The organism is Novosphingobium arvoryzae (assembly GCF_014652615.1).
GTDB lineage: Bacteria > Pseudomonadota > Alphaproteobacteria > Sphingomonadales > Sphingomonadaceae > Novosphingobium > Novosphingobium arvoryzae.
In genome coordinates, this window is the sequence record NZ_BMZD01000001.1 from 594,595 (window position 1) to 613,784 (window position 19,190).

Consider the following 19,190-nt stretch of genomic DNA (forward strand, 5'->3'; position numbering starts at 1 on the left):
TCAGCCCGGAAGCTGGCAGAACGCGCAGATCTTGTTGCCGTCCGGATCGCGCAGATACGCGCCATAGGCATTGCCCGGAGCGCCCGGACGCGGTCCCGGTTCACCTTCGCAGGTGCCACCATTGGCAAGGCCGGCAGCGTGCCAGGCATCGACCTGGTCCTTGTCCGCCGCAACGAAGCCGATCGTGCCGCCGTTGGCATAAGTCGCCGCATCGCCGTTCGCCGGGGTGCCGACGCCGAAATTGCCGCCGGCACCGCTATAGAACACGCGGCCATTGAAATTCGCACCCGGCGCCACGCCCAGCGCGCCCAGCGCCGCGTCATAGAACTGCTTGGCCTTGGCCGGATCGTTGGTGCCAACCATGATGTGCGTAAACATTGCTTTTCTCCCGTTGAATCCGTTCAGGTAATCAGAACACCACGACGCTGCGGATCGACTTGCCCGCGTGCATCAGGTCGAACGCCGTGTTGATTTCTTCCAGCCCCATCACATGGGTGATCATCGGATCGATCTCGATCTTGCCGGTCATGTACATGTCGACGATCTTGGGCACGTCGGTGCGGCCCTTGGCCCCGCCGAACGCCGTCCCGCGCCAGTTACGGCCCGTCACCAGCTGGAACGGGCGGGTGCTGATTTCCTTGCCCGCTTCGGCCACGCCGATGATGATGCTGGTGCCCCAGCCGCGGTGGCAGGCTTCCAGCGCGGTGCGCATGACTTCGGTGTTGCCGGTCGCGTCAAAAGTGTAATCCGCGCCGCCATCGGTCATCAGCACGATCTTGGCGACGATGTCCTCGCGGCTCATCCCCCTGGTGTTGAGGAAGTCGGTCATGCCGAACTTGCGGCCCCACTCCTCGCGGTCGGGGTTGATGTCGACGCCGATGATCTTGTTCGCCCCGGCCAGCCGCGCGCCCTGAATGACGTTGAGGCCGATCCCGCCCAGGCCGAACACCACCACGTTGTCGCCCACCTGCACCTTGGCGGTGTTGATCACCGCGCCGACGCCGGTGGTCACGCCGCAGCCGATGTAGCAGCTGGTCTGGAACGGCGCGTCCTCGCGGATCTTCGCCACCGCGATTTCCGGCAGCACCGTGAAGTTCGAGAACGTCGAGCAGCCCATGTAGTGAAAGATGGTCTGCCCCTTGTAGGAAAACCGGCTGGTCCCGTCCGGCATCAGGCCCTTGCCCTGCGTGGCGCGGATTGCGGTGCACAGGTTGGTCTTGCCCGACAGGCACGACTTACACTGGCGGCATTCCGGGGTGTAAAGCGGGATCACGTGGTCGCCCGGCTTCACGCTGGTCACGCCCGCGCCCACTTCGCGCACGATCCCGGCGCCTTCATGGCCCAGCACGCTGGGGAAGATGCCTTCCGAATCGAACCCGTCCAGCGTGTAGGCATCGGTGTGGCAGATGCCGGTCGCCATGATTTCCACCAGCACTTCGCCGGCCTTGGGACCTTCCAGGTCCAGCTCGACGATTTCCAGCGGGGTCTTGGGCGCAAAGGCGACGGCGGCGCGGGTCTTCATGTCCGAAATGCTCCTCTCCACATCGGGTGTGGGATTTTGTAAGCGATGCATACAAAAGGGTTGGGGGCGGCGTCAATGCCGCTGCGCCGCTATCTCGCCCATTGCGGCATCGCTTGGCAAGTCGTCAGCGGCGGTTTAGCGCTGGCCGGATGAGAGCCATTCGTGATCCGGATCGCCTGCTGGGTGAAGGACTTGCGGCCATCCGGGCCCAGTTCCGCGTGCCGGACAGTTTTCCGCCCGATGTGCTCGCCGCAGCCGAACGGGCCGCGCGGCGCGTGCCGACCGATCATGCCGACTGGACGGGGCGCAATTTCGTCACGCTCGACCCCGCCAGCGCGACCGATCTGGATCAGGCCTTCGCGATCGAGCGGTCCGGCGCGGACTTCCTGCTGCACTATGCCATTGCCGACGTGGCGTGGTTCGTTGGCGATGACGACCCGGTCGACCAGGAGGCATGGCGGCGGGGTGTCACCACGTATTTGCCCGATGGCAAGGCCGGTCTCTATCCGCCCGTCCTGGCCGAAGGGGTGGCCAGCCTGCTGCCCGATGGGCCGCGCCCCGCGGTGGTGTTCACCACGCGTATTGCACCCGATGGTGCGGTGCGGATCGATGCCATCACGCGCGCGATCGTTCAAAGCCGCGCCAAGCTGGCTTACGATTCGGTGCGGGATAAGGATCTGCCAGATGGCTTCGCGGACGTCACCGCGCGCATCGCGGCGGCCGAACAACGACGCGGGGCGGCCCGCGTCGATCCACCGGAACAGGAAGTGGAGCGCACGGCGCAGGGGCGCTATGCTCTGCGGTTTCGCCCGATGCTGCCATCGGAAACCCGCAATGCGGCCCTTTCGCTGGCCACCAACATGGCGGTGGCGGACCTGCTCCACAGCCACGCTACTGGCCTGTTCCGGGTCATGGCCGCGCCCGATGCCTTCGCAGTCGCGCGCTTGCGGCAGACCGCTCGCGCCTTTGCCCTGACGTGGGACGATGCCATGCCGCTGGAACAGTTCGAACGGACGCTGGACCCCGCCTCTCCGCGCGATGCTGCGTTCATGCTGGCGATCCGGCGGGCGGGACAGGGGGCCAGCTACGAGCCGTGGCAACCCGGCGTCGTTCCCTGGCATGCCGCGATGGCGGCCACTTACGCGCACGCCACCGCGCCGCTCCGGCGGCTGGCTGATCGCTATGTGATCCGGGCTGCGCTGGCCGTGGCAAACGGGCAACCCGTGCCCGATGCGGTCAACGCGGCCTTTGCCCGTTTGCCGTCGGTCATGGGCAAGGCCGATGCCCGTGCGGGACAAGTCGAACGGGCCGTGATCGATCTCGCCGAAACCGCCATGCTGGCGGGCCGCGAGGGGGAGCATTTCTCCGCAGTGGTCACTGACCTCGGCGAAACCGGCGCGCGCATCCAGCTTTGCGACCTGCCGGTCGTCGCCCGGACGCCGGCAACCGGCGTGGTCCCCGGCATGCCGCTCCAGGTTCGCCTCGATGCCGCCGACCCGATCCGCCGCACCCTGGCCTTTTCCCGGATCGATGCCCCTCCTGCATGAATCGAGTTGCACCGCCCGCCGTCCTCGGCTAGTGGCGCCGTTCCTGCGGGCAACCGTGGGTGAGGCCCGATGGCGGAGTGGTTACGCACCGGACTGCAAATCCGTTTACGCCGGTTCGATTCCGGCTCGGGCCTCCAAAAAATTCGGTCGACAGCGTTGCCTCGGACCAATCCCCCGGCTAAACGCCACCGCCGGAGCGCCGCTTTAGCTCAGTTGGTAGAGCACATCATTCGTAATGATGGGGTCACGTGTTCGAGTCACGTAAGCGGCACCATTACCCTGTGTCTGGGTATCCCCTGAAACCTTGAAGTCTGCGGTTGTGAGCAGTCCTGCGTTCGCCCTTCCCGTCGGGCGATGTCGCGGCCGTAGGGGCATGATCGGGCAGCGCGCCTTGTCCGGCAGTTGTGTCGCCAGGGGCGAGGTCTCTCTGGTTCGCCGCTAGTGCGCGTCTTGGTCCCGATCCCCGCTGGCGGTTGTTTACCGTAAATCCGGGCCGGAACGGGTGGGGAAAACCTGCGTGGCTCGGATTTTCGCTTTTTGGCGCAGCGCGATTGCGAGCGCGGTGGAGATGATGAAGAGCGGGATTGCCGCCCCCATAAGATCGCCCACAAAAATGGTGAGGATCTGGATCGGATCGTTCTGAAGCCGCCCGGCGAGCAGCAGATAGCCGTTTAGGCCGATTGCATTGACGCCCGCGCACAGGGCGCAAATCGCGACAATGTGCATTGCGCGCAGACCCGCCAGGCTTTCGGGGATACCCAGTGCCCATTTGCCCAGATAAACCGCCAGCCAGGGCAGCAATCCGGACAGCAACGAAAGGACGATCTCGTGCAGGTAACTTCCGTTCGCCGTGCCGTAAACGGTCAGGTAGGCCCCCAGGACAAGGCCGCAAGCTCCCCATCCGCCAAACAGCAGGACCGACACGGGGCGCAACACGGCCGGCAGGAAAATCCAATGTGCTCTGGCTGTGTGCTCAAGGTTTGAGAACAGCCATGCATTGAGGTTGAAAAGCCCGAACCATGACAGAGCAACGGCTGCTACGATCAGGGTCTGGCGAAGCAACCTGCGCGCATCGATGGTCACCTGCTGCGGCTTTCGTCCAACAATCCATTGATTACAGTTTGAATACGCGCGCCATAGTCCAGCGCCAGTGCGGTGGGATCGACAAATTTCACGCGCCTGTCGCTCTGATCCACGCGCAGCTCGATCAGCCCCTTGGCATGCAGGCTCATAAGCCTGCGGTAAGCCGTGGCGGCGGAAACCTCGGTCATGCTGTTCATGATCAGACTGACGGGAATATCCCTGGCGTTGTGCCAGCGGACCAGCAGGTCCCTGAGCAGCTCCTCCTCTTCCGCAGTCATCGCGTCAAACGGCGACAACTCGCGGATTGCGCTCAACAGGTTGAGCAACCGGATATGGAGAGGGCTAGAAGTCACGGCGTTTCAGTTCCAGTCATCGGCCCACCTGTCAATACGGGCTCCCAACTAAGCGGAGCCGACCGTCTTGCCTCCCATCGCCCCCGATGGTTAACACAGATGTTATCAAATATGAAAGTATCTTGCCAGCAGTCGTTGGCGACGCTAGCCGAATGGGTGTGACCCGAGGGGCGGATATGCAGCATATTCGTAACCCCAACTAACGCCTGGCTCTCTATTCGAGGGCTGGGCGCTTTTTTAGGGCCAGCGCCCGAAGCCCAAAGTCAGCCAAGCGGCTACCCTTGGCACGTCTCGCGACCCAGTCTGACGCAACCACAGCTCTGGCACTGGCCAGCGTGCGGGACTTCGCGCGGCTTCGCGAATTGGGCTTGTAAAGGGAAACTGGCGCACCCGACAGGATTCGAACCTGTGGCCTCTGCCTTCGGAGGGCAAAACGCTATTGCAAGCTGTTGAAAGGGTTGAGAAAATTTAGCCGATTTTTCCGGTTGTTTATGATCTGCTTATTTCCCGCCAGTGCAAGGCGCCCAACACTCGGAAACTTCGACACAAATTTGCATAGACCTCTGCCTATTTGTTTATGCCGTAGACAACCGTGCCCTACCGTACAGTTCAGCCTGAAAAACAGCGTCTTAGCGTAGCCTGACCATGCTGCCCGCTACGTGAGTAGCTCAACATGGCGCTTGAACGCTGTGTGGGCTGTTGCAGCGCAGATTTGACGCCGAACGAACGCACTCACATTTTCCTTGTTCATTTGATGCGATTTTCCATATATCGATCATATGAAAGGAGCGCGAAATGTCTGCTCTAGCAAACGCCACACCGGATCGAGGCTCAACGCTTACCGCTGCCATAGCTCGCATTGCTGAGTTCTGGGGGCTGAGCAATGCCAAGCTGGGAACCATTCTGGGTGTCTCTGCTCCTACTGTGACCCGGCTAAAGCGAGGCACTGCGGCCCTTGATCCGGCAAGCAAGTCTTTCGAGGCAGGGCAGTTCCTTTTGCGCCTGTTCCGTAGTCTCGATGCCATGCTGGGCAGCGACGATGCAGCGGCCAAGCGGTGGCTGACGACACCCAATCTCGACCTAGGTGGTAAGCCAATCGACGAGATCGACACAATGCGTGGCCTCATTAGTGTTTGTGAATATGTGGACTTCTACCGCGCTCGCGTCTGAGCATCGACACTATGCCGGCGTGGTATGGCGGGTTGTCGAAGCGCAGCACCGCATATCGACCAATCGTCTAGCCACCGATACTGACACGCAAGCTGTGCTCGAACAGTTGGCAGATGAGGTGAAGCCTGCACTGCCGGAAAGTGCTCAACATCTCGACTTTCTACTCGCAGCACCATTCCGCTATGGCCACAAGCAGGCCAGTCGTTTTCGGCAAGCACATGAACGCCCCGGCATTTTCTATTCTGCGGAAACCGAGGCGACCGCCATTGCCGAAGCGGCTTACTGGCGCCTTCGCTTTTATAGCCGATCACCCGGCTTCGCGCCGCCCAATGCAACCGTTGAGCACTCCAGCTTCTATGTGAAGGTGGCCTGTGACCGGGCGCTTGATCTGACAGTGCAGCCCTTTGCCGCGCAGGAAGCAAGCTGGACCGATCCGGTGGATTATTTAGCATGTCAGAAATTGGCCAGTGCTGCACGAGAGGTGCAGACTGCCCTGATCCGCACGACGTCAGTGCGCGATCCTCAACGTGGCTGCAATGTCGTGATCTTGGAACCCAGCGCATTCGCTGAGCGAGCACCGCATATAAAGCAGACTTGGCATTTTCGGTATCAGGATGGCCGATTGCTGGCCCTGTCCGCGTTTCCGTCCAGTGCGCATTTCGAATTCACTGCGGCGGGCTTTGGCCTTTAACTGACTACTAAATGTGGCGTTTGAACGCTGTACGAGCTGTTGCAGCGCAAGCTAGACGCCATTGCTGCGTCAGGCCGTGGTCAAATGAGCTCTGAACCAGTCCGCCAACGCTTCTTCACTTAGCGTTCCGCCAGCCAAGGCCATAACCGTGTGCACCGCATCCTCAGGGGCAAATCGCAGCGTCTGGCCATTTAGGACGAGGAAAAGTCGGGCCAGCACCCATGCTGTTCGCTTGTTGCCGTCAGCGAAGGGGTGGTTGCGAGCAAGGCCGTAGGCGTAGGCAGCTGCCAGTTCAGCAGCGTCTATCTCGCCATAGCTCCATTTGTTTCGGGGACGCTCAAGCGCCGATGCCAATCCGCCTGCATCGCGCAGTCCCGACAAGCCTCCATGTTCAGCCAACTGCCGGTCATGAATGGCCAAGGCTACTTCGACCTCGATCCAAGTAGGCTCAGCCTTGTCGCTGCTGGTCACTGCGCAAGAACGCGGAGAATGTCGCGATCTTCACGCATGATCTTCTCGGCAGCTGCCATCTTGGCCTCGAACGCCGGATCGCAGGCCGTCAAGCGAACACCACCATCAGGGGTTTCGCTGACATAGAGCGTATCACCCGGCCCCACACGCAAGAGTGCCAGCAGTTCCTTGGGGAACACAGCGCCAGTGGAGTTGCCGACTTTGGTGAGCTTGATAGTCGCGTTCATACGTTTGTAATAACGGACGTGAGCGCAGTGTGCAAGCTTGCCCGCTACGTGAGGTACTCAAGATGGCGTTTGAACGCTGTAATCGCGGCGAGCTTCGGCTCAGCTTGCGTCCGCAACAACACGCCGTTTCCTACGACGGGTCAGGTGCGGCTTCAGGTCTGCGTAGGAAATGCCATAGCTCTTGGCCAACTCTACGATCTGCTTGATGGCATCAGCCTGCTCAGCCTGCTTGGCAGCTTCAATCTGCTTTTCCAGTTCGGCCTTCTTGGCCAACAGCTCAGCGAGTTTGCTCATCTTGAGTTCCTTAAGGTGTTATGGATTTGGACCTGACCATTCCCATTGTATGGTCAGGGGCTGATATGGACAACCAAAACGGCCTAACTCTCTGACGGAATTGTTTTATCGCACCGGGTACGTTGGATGAAACCCCGAAAGCCATGGTTCGGCATGGAATTTGACAACACGGGCTCAGGCTCTTCCGGTCGCCCAAAAGGTATGCAGTGTACGCCTGCTGCAATTTCCCGGCGGCGCTCTTGTGCAGCAAGCTTTCGGTTTTGGCGATAGGCAGGAATTCGCTTGGCTTGCGCAGCTGTCATAATCGGAAAAACGCCTTCGCCTGCGTATTTGATCATCGAAGCGATGCTTGCCCGATAGGCCTTCGCGGCACTTGCCACACTGGCACTGCCAACTTTGATCTTGGCTTGTTTGACGAACTCGTCATCACTTATGTCGGGCCGCGCCTTGAGTAGCAGGTGAGCCTGATAGTGCTCGCGGAGAGAATGCAGATTGGGCTTGGTGAATAGCTGATAGAGTGCGCGACTTACGTTTCGGCCTCCACGCCCAAATTCACCCTCGGGATGCTGCTGCTGGAGAAATCTGCGCACTTCGGCAACTGCGCGATCTGTATCGCCGAACCTTTCTAGCTCAACCACAATGCGAAATGCCGGATCAGCATAGCTGCGATCACCGGGCGGTACGATGCGACTCGCTGCACCATGCGGCTCACAGAATAGCTGGCGACCGCGATCCCACCACCAAGCCATAAAGTTGTCAGGCCGAACATCGCCAAAATCGGCATAGAGGGTGCCGCACGGCCCTTGGCCGTTGCCGTCACAGGTCGCAATGTAATCCGCATTCTCTCGGAGAAAGGCCCACCACCAGAAGTACGGACTATTTTGCCATGTATGCTCAGTGCCGCGCATGGTGGGCCGCTTTTGCCCGGCGAGCTCATCTTCCGTCTCAACCGGATTGGCGTACTGGAAATAGAACTTTATATCGCCGTATTCGGTCATTTCCGCGCCTTTCCCAAGCAGTCCGATGCAGATGTGTTGGCCTCACAGCGAGATTATCCTTCGTGGAGGATAGTCTCGTCGCACCCCCTCGTTCGTCAAAATAGATGGTCTCCCCATCAGCCCAACTCGGGCTGATGCGTGATCCCACGGACACGCTCACTCTTAATGTGAGTACCTCAAAATGACGAACTACACCGAAACCGAAAACACCATTTCCCAGTCGCCATCTGTGATTGCGGAAAAGCACAAGGCAGCGGCACGTAAGGCCTATATCGCCTCGAAGGATTCCGCAATGGAAGCCGTCGCCCACGTGTATCTTGTTTATCTCAACACGCTGTCGGAAGATGGTAAGGACTGGCTGGAAAAGCAGATCAAGGCTCGTAATGACAAGATCGACGAGCACAACAAGGCTATTCCGGGTCGCAAGGAAGCTGCGGCGGCCTTCAAGGCAGAGCTGGCCAAGAACCCCAAGGCCGTTGTGTCGAAGCAGATCGTGGAAGATGCCAACCTGACAGAAGAAGAATGGGCGCTGGAAAAGCGCAACAAGATCGACACGCCGCGCAAGGGTGCGTCCAGCTTCACCACCATCTGCCGCCTCGTGCTTGAGTTCGATCACGAATACCATGCTTCGAACACAAGCCGGTACTGCGCAGTGCTCGAGTGGCTGGATGCAAAGTTCAAGGACCACCTGCTGACCAGCATCAAGCCGTTGGTAGACGCACTCAAGGACGCGGGCGGCTTCGAAAAGGTGCTGTTTATCCAGCGCCACGGCGAACCGGACGAAGCGGGCTATTCAGCCGGGGACCGTGACATCATTGAGAAGGCGCTCAAGGACAAGATCAAGAAGGCCATCGCTGCCGCCGATGCCAAGACCAGCTTCTCGATGGCTCCCAGCTATGCGACCAGCGACAATGTGGTGGTCATGTACGGGCGCTATGACAACGGCACTGTCTCGATCATTGACGAACTGCCGCTCGAGAACAGCGAAATCGACGGCATGCTGCGCAAGCTCAACAATAAGGCCCTGCTGCCGGTTGACGATGCCGCCGAGTTTGTGTCGCGGGCGCTGAGCCTTGGTGAGCTGATCGACACGGGCAAGGAGACCAAACACCGGGTGAGCAAGATTGCGGGTGCCAAGCTTGCTCAGGAATACAGCCTGCTCTCTATGGTGCCCGATGGTGCGGGGTCGAAGCTGCTGATTTCGGGCTGCATGACCTCGGCCTCGGTTGTTGTGCACGCCAAGCCCGGCCCGAATATCGCGGAGAAACTCGTGCAGACGCAGGACTACTTGTACATGCTCAAGCCCTCCCGGAATACGCTGGCGGCCAAGCTTCGTGATCGCACCGAACGTTCGCTCTACGAGCTGTCTCGTGATCCTGTGCCGGTCCTGAACAACGGCAAAGCTTCTGGCAGTGCGATGAGCTGGTGCCTGAAGAACACTGCTCTCGCTGATAATGGCCTCGATACGGCAGGTGTTTTGCGATGCGGTGCCCTTGCGTCCGTTGGCCGCTACGTAGTCCAGCATCCGCACGATGTAGGCCGTGTCGAGCTCATCGAACCTATCCTTGCCAACCATGCTTTTGAGCATTCGCGCCATGCCCAACACCGTTTGGAAGTCGGCGGGCTTCTTGAGCTGCTCATGCGCTGCAAGGAAATCGTCCAAGCCTGATGCAATGCGCTTGCTGTCCAGCTGACGCCCTGCTCGCTGCTTGGCCAAGCAATCCAGATAAAGCTCATGGGCGCGATTGTAGGCTTCGTGCTCGTTGGCTGTTCCGCTGCTGCGGATAATGTAGCCCTTGTGCCCCAGCACCTTGAGCCTGATGTCCCACTTACCCTGCTTGGAGTTCTTGCGGCGGTAGAGGTAGATGGCGCCGTCAAGGAAAGTGCGGTTATCGAGGTCCGCCTTGTCTGCTCGCGCTCGGGCCATGCCATTGCGCTAATGTCGGCTCGGGGATGAAGTCGACCGGAATGATGCGTCAAGCATCACTTGACACCTCTCATACTGTCAAGTATGGCATGACATATGGATGTCGAAAGCATCAGCCACAAAGGCCTGCGCCGCTTCTTTGAAACCGGCAATGCCAAAGGCCTCGTGGGAGATGTGAAGCGCCTGCGCAACATGCTGGCCTTCATCGACGCCGCTGCGTCGCTGGATGAACTATCGGTGCCGCCCAATTTTGGTCTGCACGAGTTGAAGGGCGATAGGGCGGGAACATGGGCGATGACCGTAACCCGAAACTGGCGCCTGACATTCAGGATCGATAGCGCGGGGACACTGATTGATATGGACTTGGAGGATTATCATGGCGCTTAAGATGCACCCCTCCCTTGCAGTTCATGCAGGAGATTGGCTGAAGACCGAGATTGTCGAGCCTAGCGGCATGAATGTGGCTGCGCTTGCCCGTCATTTCGGCGTTTCCCGTCAGGCACTCAGTACCTTGCTGAACGGCCACGCAAGCCTGTCTGCCGATATGGCCATTCGCTTCGAGAAGGCGTTTGGCGTCAATGCTGACACGTTGCTGCGAATGCAGACGGCATATGAGCTTGCACAAGCGCGGGCGCATCAGGACGAGATTGCCGTAGGGCGGTTGGAGTTAGCAGCTTGATGACCTTATCCTTCGAGGACGCAGCCGAAATCCTGAACGTGCATGTTCCCTTCCTGACTGTATTGGCCGAGCGCGGCGACCTTCAATTTGAAGACATTGGTGGTCACCAGCAGGTCAGGCTGCAGACTGTACTCGCCTATAAGCGCAAGCGCGATACTGCCCGCAGTTCTGCACTAGGTGAGCTTGGTGAGATAGATGGGCATCTGCTCTGAAGCTTGAGCCACTCACGATGATCCACCGCGACAGCACCGTGATCCAGCCGCCGCAAGCACAGTGTTGCGAACACCGTGCTCGCAGCCGCACCCAGATCGTCATGTGAGACTTGGCTGGCTGTCGACCGGAAACGCCGGTCGAAATTGGATTATCACGCCAAAATTTGAGTAGCTTACATGCTCGATCTGCGAGGCATGACGAAAGCCAGCACATTCGCAACTAGGAAAAGCACAAGTGCTGCCCCAACCAAGTCCCCGACAAACACCGTGACAATCTGGATCAAGCCACCTTCAAAGCGTCCCGACGCCCATAGATAACCGTTCAAGGCAACCGCGTTGGCGCTGGCGCAGAGCGTGCACAGCATAACGATATGCCACGCCCCAAGCCCAGCAAGAGTGCGCGGGATGTTCAGCGCCCACTTACCCAAAGAAACAGCAATCCAAGGCGTAATGCCCAAGATGACCGAGAAAATCATTTCATGAAACGCATCACCATCCGCCGTGCCATACACGGTAAGGTACGCACCCAGAACCAGACCTACGGCGCCAACCCAGCCAAACATCAAAATTATCAGCGGACGAAAGGCAGCGGGTAGGAAGATCCAGTGTGCACGCGATGTGTGCTCTAGGCCAGAAAAGAGCCAGGCGTTGAATTGGGCAAGTGCATACCAAGCGATCGCTATTCCAAGAACGTTGGTAACCGGCTTGATCAGCGTCTTGGCATCAAACTTCATGCAAGGCGGCTTTCCTCTACCAGCCCTTCAAGCGCGATGTTGATGCGATTACGGTAGTCCAAAGCCAAGTCGGTGGGGTCGACGAACTTCACACGCTTGTCAGTTTGATCCACTCGCAGCTTAACCAGCCCTTTGTCGCGCAGGCTGATAATCCGACGATAGGCTGTTGCCGCCGACACTTCAGTCATGCTGTTCATGATTTCGCCGACAGAGATGTCTGTGGTGCTATGCCATCGGATCAGTAAGCTTCTTAGCAGCTGGTCATCTTCTGCCGTCATCACATCGAACGGCGACAGGCCGCGGATAGCGCCCAACAGGTTTAAAAACCGGATGTGGAGGGGTTCGACAGACACCGGTCGGATGTCTCAACAAGAGCTGCTGCTGTCAATATGCTCGATCAAGGAAGACTGGCTATTCTCATCGAGGCTGGGGCGTAATGGTCAGAATAAATGCTTTCATAATTGAAGGCATGTTGCTCCGCGCCCCCCATCTCGCTAAGAGCATCTTGCGACCCAAGGGGCGGATATGCATGCATATCCATAACCTCCAACTCACGCCCAGCTTTCTTCACGAGGGCTGGGCCTTTTTCGCCAAATTTCACAAGCGCACGGAGGTTAGATTGCCGTTGGGCCTGCGGCGATGGCTGTTTGAACCACTCACAGTAATCCACCGTCGAGCACCCCGCCCCTGAGTGCTCCATGCGCATTTAGTCCAGCATCAAGGCCGATGTACCGTGCCGAAGCACCGTGTTTCGAAACGCTGTGCTACCGGGCCTATTTATGATTGTCGATGAGCGTGTCAGCGCGGTATCGGTGGCCCAATGTCCAAATGGGGTACACATGAAAGCGAAAGTCTTCAGCCTCCTTGCACTGGCATGTGCAGTCACGCAGATGCCAGTTCTTGCGCAGCCTTCGCAAACGCAACATCCCCACATTTTCAACATCTATGCCTCGGTCCAAGAAGGCCACCCGCAAGAAGTCGAGATTACACAGGCCAAGATTGTTGAACTCGAACGCTGTGGGATTGCCGCCATCAGCGACTCAACGGTTCGCTACGAGGGTTTGGCACCGAGCTTGTACATTACCCTCACTGGCCCCCATCGTGATCTGACCATAGCCAAGGCCGAGCTGCAAAAAGCCAAGACTTGCGGGATCGAAGGCTACACCAGAAGGGCAACGTTCCTCGGAGGGGAGTGAGCGTCACTCACGCTCGTCAGCATCGTGAGTTGCTCAATCAAGCGTCTCCACGCTGTAGCCACCTTCACGGCGCAGTTCTGACGCCGTGCCCAAGACCGTGTGTGAAACACCGTGCAGACAGCCTCTATCACAGCCCGATCAGCGCAGATTCGATGAGCCGAATTTGCTTATGATCTGTTTATGGGAAAATTGAGCTCGCGAGCAGTTTTGTCGAGGGCGTAAGCCCTTGAGACAAAACGCGAAGCGGTGGCGCACCCGACAGGATTCGAACCTGTGGCCTCTGCCTTCGGAGGGCAGCGCTCTATCCAGCTGAGCTACGGGTGCTTGTGAGGTGGGCGGTTAGCAGTGTGGGCGGCGGTGCGCCAGTGTCTTTTATCACTCATTTGCAGTTAGCGATTTGGCAAGCACGGCGGTGCTAGGACTCGCCGGATGAACGCTCCTACCAATTTCGGTCCGTCCTCGCTTGCTCCCGGCTCTGCTCTCGGGGGCGCGCTGCCTGGCTCTGGCCGGGCGGAATTCGGGCAGGCTTCGGCCAGTGCCATGAGCATGAAGTGGTCAGCACTGCACGATGCGGCCGGGGTCGTGGCGATGCTGGCGGGAATCGCCGCGGAGCCGATGCGGGCGGATGTGCGCAATTTCCCGGCGATCATGCGCGATGCCGGGGGCTGGCGGCGCAGCATGGCGGAGCAGGGGATCGAGGACCTGACCGCGATCATGGAGCCGGGCATGGCCGCCTTGCTGGCGGTGCACGCGCGCGGCGTCAGCCCGGCGGCGGCGGCGCTGGCCCTGTGGCAGGAGTTCCATGCGGCGCGCGCCGCGCTGCTGGCGCTGACCCCGCCGGCCGATTCGCCCATGCCGCGCCGGTTCATGTAGACGGACCGGCCGCGCAGGCTTGCGTGGTTCATGATATGTTCCTATGGTTCGACAATGGCCGAGCCCTCCCCCAGTTTACCCGCGTCCGCCGATGACGCCTTCAGTCGCGAGGCGCAGGCCGTGGCGCGCGGGATTTGCCGCTTGTTCGCGCGCAACGACATCTGGTGCCTGCCCGAAATGCCCCTGCGCAACGGGCGGCGGGCTGACCTGATGGGGATCGACGCCAAGGGGCAACTGGTGATCGTGGAGATCAAGGTCAGCCGGGCCGATTTGCTGGGCGATGGCAAGTGGACCGATTACCTGGACTTTTGCGACCGGTTCTATTGGGGCCTTGCCCCGCATCTGGACCGGGCGTGCATGGAAGACGCCAGCTTTCTGCCGGAACGCTGCGGCCTGATCGTGGCGGATGGCTATGACGCCGAAATCCTGCGCCCGGCGGCGACGGTCCCGCTGGCGGCGGCGCGCCGCAAGGTGGAGGTTGAGCGCCTGGCGCGAGCCTCGCTGCGGCGGCACTTGTCCGTGCTGGACCCGCGCCTGTCCAGTTGGGACCAGCGCGTCTGACCTGGGCCAGCCGACCCTTGGGGGCCTAGCCCTGTCGCAGGGGCAGCTGGTTGAGGATGGCGCGCTTTTCGCGGGGCTTCAGGATCGGCCAGTCGGCGATTTCATTGAGTGTGCGCTTGCAGCCCTGGCACCATTGCCGCACCGGATCGATCCGACAGGTGCCGTCGCAAGGGGAGGGAGGCTGATGCATACTCACCTGACGCAATCAGATTCGGCAGTCATTCGCAAGTCTTAAGCGGCGCATTTCCTGTTAGGCCGCAATTATCTTGCTTTATTGCGAACATTGCTTATATGCAGTTTCAGCAATCGGCGCGCGGAGCCAGTCTCCCGTGCAGTCCCGGCAGCGTGAGGTCAGCGTTTCGGCGCAAGACCTGCCCGGACTTACGGTCGCCGTTATCGCCTGAAGCCACCTTTTTCACGCAGGGTCGCATCGAACGACACTTGCTTCGCGTTGCGGGTTCGATCCCGTGCGCGCCGCTTCATTTTGAGAGTTTTCCATGTCCTATTTTTCCGACCTTGGCCTGGCCGAGCCGCTGCTGCGTGCGCTTGAAGCCAAGGGCTATTCCGATCCCACCCCGATCCAGACCCAGGCCATTCCCGCCCTGCTGCAGGGCCGCGACATCCTGGGCATCGCCCAGACCGGAACGGGCAAGACCGCCGCGTTCTCGCTGCCCTCGCTGCACCGGCTGGCCGCCAATCCCAAGGCGCGCAACAATGCCGCCTGCCGGATGCTGGTGCTGTCCCCCACGCGCGAACTGGCGGCGCAGATCGCCGAAAACATGCGCGGCTATGCCAAGTACCTGAACCTGTCCGTTCAGTGCGTGTTCGGCGGCGTGCCGGTGGGCAAGCAGGCCCGTGCGCTGGTGCCGGGCTGCGATATCCTGGTGGCAACGCCGGGCCGCCTGCTCGATCTGATCGACCAGCGCGCGCTGACGCTGCGCCATGTCGAGATCTTCGTGCTGGACGAAGCCGACCAGATGATGGACCTGGGCTTTATCGTGCCGCTGAAGCGGGTCGCCAACCTGCTGCCCAAGGACCGCCAGAGCCTGTTCTTCAGCGCGACGATGCCCAAGGCGATCGCCGACCTGGGCAAGCAGTTCATCAGCAACCCGGTGCGCGTCGAAGTGACGCCGCAGGCTACCACGGCCGAGCGGATCGAGCAGTGGGTGACGTTCATCAACCAGTCCGAAAAGCAGGCGCTGCTGACACTGCGGCTGAAGGCCGGGCTGGCCGACAATTCGATCGACCGCGCGCTGGTGTTCACCCGCACCAAGCACGGCGCGGACCGCGTGGTGCGCCATCTGGCGACCGCCGGGGTCAATGCCGCCGCGATCCACGGCAACAAGAGCCAGGCACAGCGCACCGCCGCGCTGCTGGGCTTCCGCAAGGGCAGCATCCCGGTGCTGGTGGCGACCGATATCGCCGCGCGCGGGATTGACGTTTCGGGCGTCAGCCACGTGTTCAACTTTGAACTGCCGAACGTGCCGGAGCAGTATGTCCACCGCATTGGCCGCACCGCGCGCGCCGGAGCGGACGGGATCGCGCTGAGCTTCTGCGCGCCGGACGAAAAGCCCTATCTGCGCGATATCGAGCGCCTGACCGGGGTGAAGCTGGACCCGATGCCGCTGCCGGAGAACTTCCAGCAGGAAGCCGCCCGTCTGCCGCTGCCGGTGCGCAAGCCGGCCGAGGCGGAGCAGGATGCCCGCCGCGAGGCGCGCGATGCGCGCGGGCGTGGTGGTCCGGCGGCGCGCGGGCAGGGTGGCCGCGGTGCTGGCGGCGGTGGCCGCAACAACAACCAGAGCCGGGGCGGGCAGGGCCGCGATGGCCGCTCGCGCGATGCTCAGGCACGCGAATCGTATCGCGGCGAACGTCCTGCCGCGCCGCAGCGCGGGCCGGTGTTCAACCCGCTGGGCAATGAAGGGCGCGGCGCGGTGGAAGCCACCCGTCCTGCCACCGCCCGCCCGGCTGGCGACCGTCCGCGCGGCGAGCGCCCGCAGGGTGAGCGCAGCGGCGGGGATCGCCGTCCGCAGGGCGACCGCCGCCCGCGCGGCAATGGCGGTGGGCGCCCGCAGCAGCGCGGCCCGGCGGCCCGCGCCAACTGATCCGCGCCAACTGATCCACGAACAGGCCTGATGCCCACGCAGCCGCTTGCACCAGCAGCGATAGCGTGGGCATAAGCCTGCCATGCTTGCAACCGACCATCCCGGCTGGACCGCCGCCGCGCTTTCCGCGCTGGTGATGACCGTCATCGTGGCGGTGCGCTATCTGATCACATCCGGGGCATTTGCCTGGGCAACCCGGCGCGTGCGACCGGGGCTGTACCAGGGGCTGGACCGGCAGATCCGCCAGGAACTGGGCTGGTCGCTGGCCTCTGCCGGAATCTACGGCGCACCGGCCGGACTGGTCGCCTGGGGCTGGCAGCAGCACGGCTGGACGCGGATTTATACCGAGGTCGACGCCTATCCCGTCTGGTGGTTGCCGGTTTCGCTGCTGGTCTATCTGTTCCTGCACGATACCTGGTTCTACTGGACCCATCGCTGGATGCACCGCCCGCGCGTGTTCCGGCTGGCCCACGCGGTCCACCACGCCAGCAAGCCTCCCACGGCCTGGGCGGCGATGAGCTTTCATCCGATCGAAGCGGTGACCGGGGCGATCGTCATCCCCGCGCTGGTGTTCGTCGTGCCGGTACACATCGGCGTGCTGGGGCTGGTGCTGGCCACCATGACGCTGATGGGCGTCACCAATCACATGGGCTGGGAACTGTTCCCGCGCTGGCTGGTTCATTCGCGGTTGGGGAACTGGCTGATAACCGCCAGCCATCACCAGCGGCATCACGAAAGCTATCTATGCAATTACGGACTTTATTTCCGCGTCTGGGACCGGTTGTGCGGCACGGATCGCGGGCTGTCGCGGCTCTGATTGCCGCGCCGGTCCTGCTGGCTGCCACCCCACCGGCTGCGGGTGGTGGCAAGGTCAGCATGGAAGTCACCGGCCTGCGCAATGCCAAGGGCCAGGTGCTGGCCTGCCTGACGGCCCAGCCCAAGGCCTTTCCCGATTGCAGCAAGGACCCGGCGGCGCGCACCGCGATCGTTCCGGCGGCGGGTACCGTGCGGATCGAGTTCGGGCATGTTCCGGCGGGGCGCTATGCGATCTCGCTGATCCATGACGAGAACGGCAACCGCAAGATGGACATGGCGATCATGATGCCGAAGGAAGGCTATGGCTTTTCGCGCAACGCCCCGGTCAGCTTTGGTCCGCCGAAATTTGCCAAGGCCGCGTTCGACGTGACCGGCGGCGATGTCGTCCAGCAGGCGAAGATGCGCTATCTGCTGTGAACGATGAAGCGCCGTCAGCTGGGCGCGGCCTGACCGCGCCGGGGCGGGCGCTGGCGCCGTTCCGGTTTCCGGCGTTCCGCGCGCTGTGGACGGCCAACCTGGCTTCCAACCTGGGGTCGATGGTGCAATCGACCGGGGCAGCCTGGCTGATGACCGACCTGACGCAGTCGCACCAGCTGATCGCGCTGGTCCAGGCCAGCACCACCATTCCGATCCTGCTGCTAGCGGTCTTTGCCGGGGCGATTGCCGACAACCACGACCGGCGCAAGGTGATGCTGGCGGCGCAGGGCATCATGCTGGTGGCATCGGCCGCGCTGGCGCTGATGACCTGGGCCGGGGCCATCGGTCCGCTGACCCTGCTGGCGTTCACGCTGACCGTCGGGGCGGGCACCGCGCTCAACGGTCCGGCCTGGCAGGCCTCGGTCCGGTTGCAGGTGGGGCCGGGCGATTTGCCGCAGGCGATCTCGATCAACACGATCGCGTTCAATCTGGCGCGTAGCGTCGGCCCGGCGCTGGGCGGGCTGCTGATCGCCCTGACCGGCCCGGCGCTGGCATTCGCGCTCAACGCGCTGTCCTATCTGGCGCTGATCGTGGTCTTGCTGCGCTGGCGGCCCGATGCGCCGCCGCCGCAGCGCCAGCCGATGCTGGCTTCGATCTGCACCGGCATCGCGTTTTGCGCCGGCTCCAGCCCGGTGCGGCGGATCTTGCTGCGCGGCATGACCTTTGGCCTGGGGGCGGCGGGCTTTCACGCCTTGTTGCCGGTGATCGTGCGCGAGCGCGTTCACGGGACAGAGGTGGATTACGGCTTGCTGCTGGGCGCGTTCGGGGTCGGCTCGATCCTGACCGCGCTGTGGATCGCCCCCGCGCGGCGGCGGCTGGGCAGCGAAACCGTGGTCAGCATGGCGGCGCTGATCTTTGCGGCGATGATGGTGCCGCTGGCCAGTGCCACCACGCTGGCGCCCCTGCTGGCCAGCGCGCTGGTCGCGGGCGGGGCCTGGGTGGCGACGTTCACCACGCTCAACGTCGCGATGCAGCTGCGTTCGCCTGAAACGATCCTCGGGCGCTGTCTGGCGATCTATCAGGCGGTGACGTTCGGCGGGCTGGCGCTGGGCGCTTATGCGCTGGGGCTGATGGCGGACCTGACGGGCGTGCCCACTGCCATCCACGGCGCGGCCGCGTTTCTGGCGTTCAGCCTGCCGGTCATGCGCTGGCTGGCCCCGATGCCCGCGCGCGAGGAAGGACGGATTTGAGGCGGGATGGCGCCATGACGTCACGTTGCCGCGACTTTGCGGATATCGTCGGCGCAACTTAACGGTT

The 19,190-nt window shown here is 61.7% G+C and carries 25 protein-coding genes and 3 tRNA genes; 16 read left to right on the top strand and 12 right to left on the bottom strand.

All coding sequences use genetic code 11. The features are described 5' to 3' along the window. On the bottom strand, positions 1-378 hold the full coding sequence (locus IE113_RS02835) for a VOC family protein (protein ID WP_189538869.1): 378 nt from the start codon (positions 376-378) through the stop codon (positions 1-3). A 31-nt stretch (positions 379-409) separates the two neighbouring features. After that, positions 410-1,522: an S-(hydroxymethyl)glutathione dehydrogenase/class III alcohol dehydrogenase gene (locus IE113_RS02840; RefSeq protein WP_189538870.1), complete on the bottom strand. Its 1,113-nt coding sequence runs from the start codon at positions 1,520-1,522 to the stop codon at positions 410-412. A 149-nt stretch (positions 1,523-1,671) separates the two neighbouring features. Here IE113_RS02840 and IE113_RS02845 point away from each other — a divergent pair, with 149 nt between their 5' ends. The 3 genes from IE113_RS02845 (at position 1,672) to IE113_RS02855 (ending at position 3,343) form a co-directional block, all read left to right on the top strand. Further along, positions 1,672-3,069 (top strand): RNB domain-containing ribonuclease, encoded by a 1,398-nt coding sequence (locus IE113_RS02845; protein WP_189538871.1) that lies wholly within the window; start codon positions 1,672-1,674, stop codon positions 3,067-3,069. 63 nt (positions 3,070-3,132) lie between these two features. Further along, positions 3,133-3,206: transfer RNA gene (locus IE113_RS02850), tRNA-Cys, on the top strand. A 61-nt stretch (positions 3,207-3,267) separates the two neighbouring features. After that, a tRNA-Thr gene (locus tag IE113_RS02855) sits at positions 3,268-3,343 on the top strand. 203 nt (positions 3,344-3,546) lie between these two features. Here IE113_RS02855 and IE113_RS02860 read toward each other — a convergent pair. Beyond that, positions 3,547-4,152: a hypothetical protein gene (locus IE113_RS02860; RefSeq protein ID WP_189538872.1), complete on the bottom strand. Its 606-nt coding sequence runs from the start codon at positions 4,150-4,152 to the stop codon at positions 3,547-3,549. Then, a complete protein-coding gene (locus tag IE113_RS02865; RefSeq protein ID WP_189538873.1) occupies positions 4,149-4,505 on the bottom strand; it encodes a hypothetical protein in 357 nt (118 codons plus the stop codon). Before IE113_RS02865 ends, IE113_RS02860 begins: the two co-directional genes overlap by 4 nt. 795 nt (positions 4,506-5,300) lie before the next feature. Here IE113_RS02865 and IE113_RS02870 point away from each other — a divergent pair. Next, positions 5,301-5,675 carry an antitoxin Xre/MbcA/ParS toxin-binding domain-containing protein gene (locus IE113_RS02870; protein ID WP_189538874.1) on the top strand — a complete coding sequence of 125 codons (375 nt, stop codon included), beginning with the start codon at positions 5,301-5,303 and terminating at the stop codon, positions 5,673-5,675. Next, positions 5,647-6,366, top strand: coding sequence for an RES family NAD+ phosphorylase (locus tag IE113_RS02875; protein ID WP_189538875.1), 720 nt, complete (start codon positions 5,647-5,649; stop codon positions 6,364-6,366). The genes IE113_RS02870 and IE113_RS02875 overlap by 29 nt, the downstream gene beginning before the upstream one ends. A gap of 69 nt (positions 6,367-6,435) precedes the next feature. Here the strand turns inward: IE113_RS02875 and IE113_RS02880 are convergent, their stop codons facing one another. The 4 genes from IE113_RS02880 to IE113_RS02895 form a co-directional block, all read right to left on the bottom strand. Next, positions 6,436-6,837 (bottom strand): type II toxin-antitoxin system death-on-curing family toxin, encoded by a 402-nt coding sequence (locus IE113_RS02880; protein ID WP_189538876.1) that lies wholly within the window; start codon positions 6,835-6,837, stop codon positions 6,436-6,438. Further along, entirely contained in the window at positions 6,834-7,064 is a 231-nt protein-coding gene (locus tag IE113_RS02885; protein WP_185684771.1) for an AbrB/MazE/SpoVT family DNA-binding domain-containing protein, read from the bottom strand. Before IE113_RS02885 ends, IE113_RS02880 begins: the two co-directional genes overlap by 4 nt. A gap of 99 nt (positions 7,065-7,163) precedes the next feature. Then, on the bottom strand, positions 7,164-7,358 hold the full coding sequence (locus IE113_RS02890; RefSeq protein WP_189538877.1) for an H-NS family nucleoid-associated regulatory protein: 195 nt from the start codon (positions 7,356-7,358) through the stop codon (positions 7,164-7,166). An 83-nt stretch (positions 7,359-7,441) separates the two neighbouring features. Further along, positions 7,442-8,356: a hypothetical protein gene (locus tag IE113_RS02895; protein WP_189538878.1), complete on the bottom strand. Its 915-nt coding sequence runs from the start codon at positions 8,354-8,356 to the stop codon at positions 7,442-7,444. A gap of 181 nt (positions 8,357-8,537) precedes the next feature. Between IE113_RS02895 and IE113_RS02900 the strand changes: the two genes are divergently transcribed. The 4 genes from IE113_RS02900 (at position 8,538) to IE113_RS02915 (ending at position 11,174) form a co-directional block, all read left to right on the top strand. Then, positions 8,538-10,025, top strand: a complete 1,488-nt coding sequence (locus IE113_RS02900) for a hypothetical protein (protein ID WP_189538879.1) — start codon at positions 8,538-8,540, stop codon at positions 10,023-10,025. A gap of 354 nt (positions 10,026-10,379) precedes the next feature. Then, positions 10,380-10,670: a type II toxin-antitoxin system RelE/ParE family toxin gene (locus tag IE113_RS02905; RefSeq protein WP_189538880.1), complete on the top strand. Its 291-nt coding sequence runs from the start codon at positions 10,380-10,382 to the stop codon at positions 10,668-10,670. Continuing rightward, a complete protein-coding gene (locus IE113_RS02910; protein ID WP_189538881.1) occupies positions 10,660-10,962 on the top strand; it encodes a HigA family addiction module antitoxin in 303 nt (100 codons plus the stop codon). Before IE113_RS02905 ends, IE113_RS02910 begins: the two co-directional genes overlap by 11 nt. After that, positions 10,962-11,174 carry a helix-turn-helix domain-containing protein gene (locus IE113_RS02915; RefSeq protein ID WP_189538882.1) on the top strand — a complete coding sequence of 71 codons (213 nt, stop codon included), beginning with the start codon at positions 10,962-10,964 and terminating at the stop codon, positions 11,172-11,174. Before IE113_RS02910 ends, IE113_RS02915 begins: the two co-directional genes overlap by 1 nt. A 173-nt stretch (positions 11,175-11,347) precedes the next feature. Here the strand turns inward: IE113_RS02915 and IE113_RS02920 are convergent, their stop codons facing one another. Both IE113_RS02920 and IE113_RS02925 read right to left on the bottom strand, forming a co-directional pair. Then, complete coding sequence (locus tag IE113_RS02920) at positions 11,348-11,908, bottom strand: hypothetical protein (RefSeq protein WP_189538883.1); 561 nt, start codon at positions 11,906-11,908, stop codon at positions 11,348-11,350. Beyond that, complete coding sequence (locus IE113_RS02925) at positions 11,905-12,261, bottom strand: winged helix DNA-binding protein (protein WP_189538884.1); 357 nt, start codon at positions 12,259-12,261, stop codon at positions 11,905-11,907. The genes IE113_RS02920 and IE113_RS02925 overlap by 4 nt, the downstream gene beginning before the upstream one ends. 486 nt (positions 12,262-12,747) lie before the next feature. Here IE113_RS02925 and IE113_RS02930 point away from each other — a divergent pair, with 486 nt between their 5' ends. Continuing rightward, a complete protein-coding gene (locus tag IE113_RS02930) occupies positions 12,748-13,104 on the top strand; it encodes a hypothetical protein (RefSeq protein ID WP_189538885.1) in 357 nt (118 codons plus the stop codon). Positions 13,105-13,351: 247 nt separating this feature from the next. On the opposite strand, the gene IE113_RS02935 is transcribed toward IE113_RS02930, so the two are convergent. After that, a tRNA-Arg gene (locus IE113_RS02935) sits at positions 13,352-13,428 on the bottom strand. A gap of 105 nt (positions 13,429-13,533) precedes the next feature. Between IE113_RS02935 and IE113_RS02940 the strand changes: the two genes are divergently transcribed. Both IE113_RS02940 and IE113_RS02945 read left to right on the top strand, forming a co-directional pair. Beyond that, entirely contained in the window at positions 13,534-13,977 is a 444-nt protein-coding gene (locus tag IE113_RS02940; RefSeq protein ID WP_229822101.1) for a hypothetical protein, read from the top strand. Between the two features lie 54 nt (positions 13,978-14,031). Further along, a complete protein-coding gene (locus IE113_RS02945) occupies positions 14,032-14,538 on the top strand; it encodes an MmcB family DNA repair protein (RefSeq protein ID WP_189538886.1) in 507 nt (168 codons plus the stop codon). A gap of 25 nt (positions 14,539-14,563) precedes the next feature. Here the strand turns inward: IE113_RS02945 and IE113_RS02950 are convergent, their stop codons facing one another. Further along, positions 14,564-14,728, bottom strand: coding sequence for a DUF1289 domain-containing protein (locus IE113_RS02950; RefSeq protein WP_189538887.1), 165 nt, complete (start codon positions 14,726-14,728; stop codon positions 14,564-14,566). Between the two features lie 307 nt (positions 14,729-15,035). On the opposite strand from IE113_RS02950, the gene IE113_RS02955 reads away from it, so the two are divergent. The 4 genes from IE113_RS02955 (at position 15,036) to IE113_RS02970 (ending at position 19,123) form a co-directional block, all read left to right on the top strand. Next, complete coding sequence (locus IE113_RS02955) at positions 15,036-16,640, top strand: DEAD/DEAH box helicase (RefSeq protein WP_189538888.1); 1,605 nt, start codon at positions 15,036-15,038, stop codon at positions 16,638-16,640. An 82-nt stretch (positions 16,641-16,722) separates the two neighbouring features. Next, positions 16,723-17,457 (top strand): sterol desaturase family protein, encoded by a 735-nt coding sequence (locus IE113_RS02960; protein ID WP_229822102.1) that lies wholly within the window; start codon positions 16,723-16,725, stop codon positions 17,455-17,457. Between the two features lie 59 nt (positions 17,458-17,516). Further along, positions 17,517-17,873, top strand: coding sequence for a DUF2141 domain-containing protein (locus tag IE113_RS02965; RefSeq protein ID WP_229822104.1), 357 nt, complete (start codon positions 17,517-17,519; stop codon positions 17,871-17,873). Then, positions 17,870-19,123, top strand: coding sequence for an MFS transporter (locus IE113_RS02970; RefSeq protein ID WP_229822105.1), 1,254 nt, complete (start codon positions 17,870-17,872; stop codon positions 19,121-19,123). The genes IE113_RS02965 and IE113_RS02970 overlap by 4 nt, the downstream gene beginning before the upstream one ends. Positions 19,124-19,190: the final 67 nt, after the last annotated feature.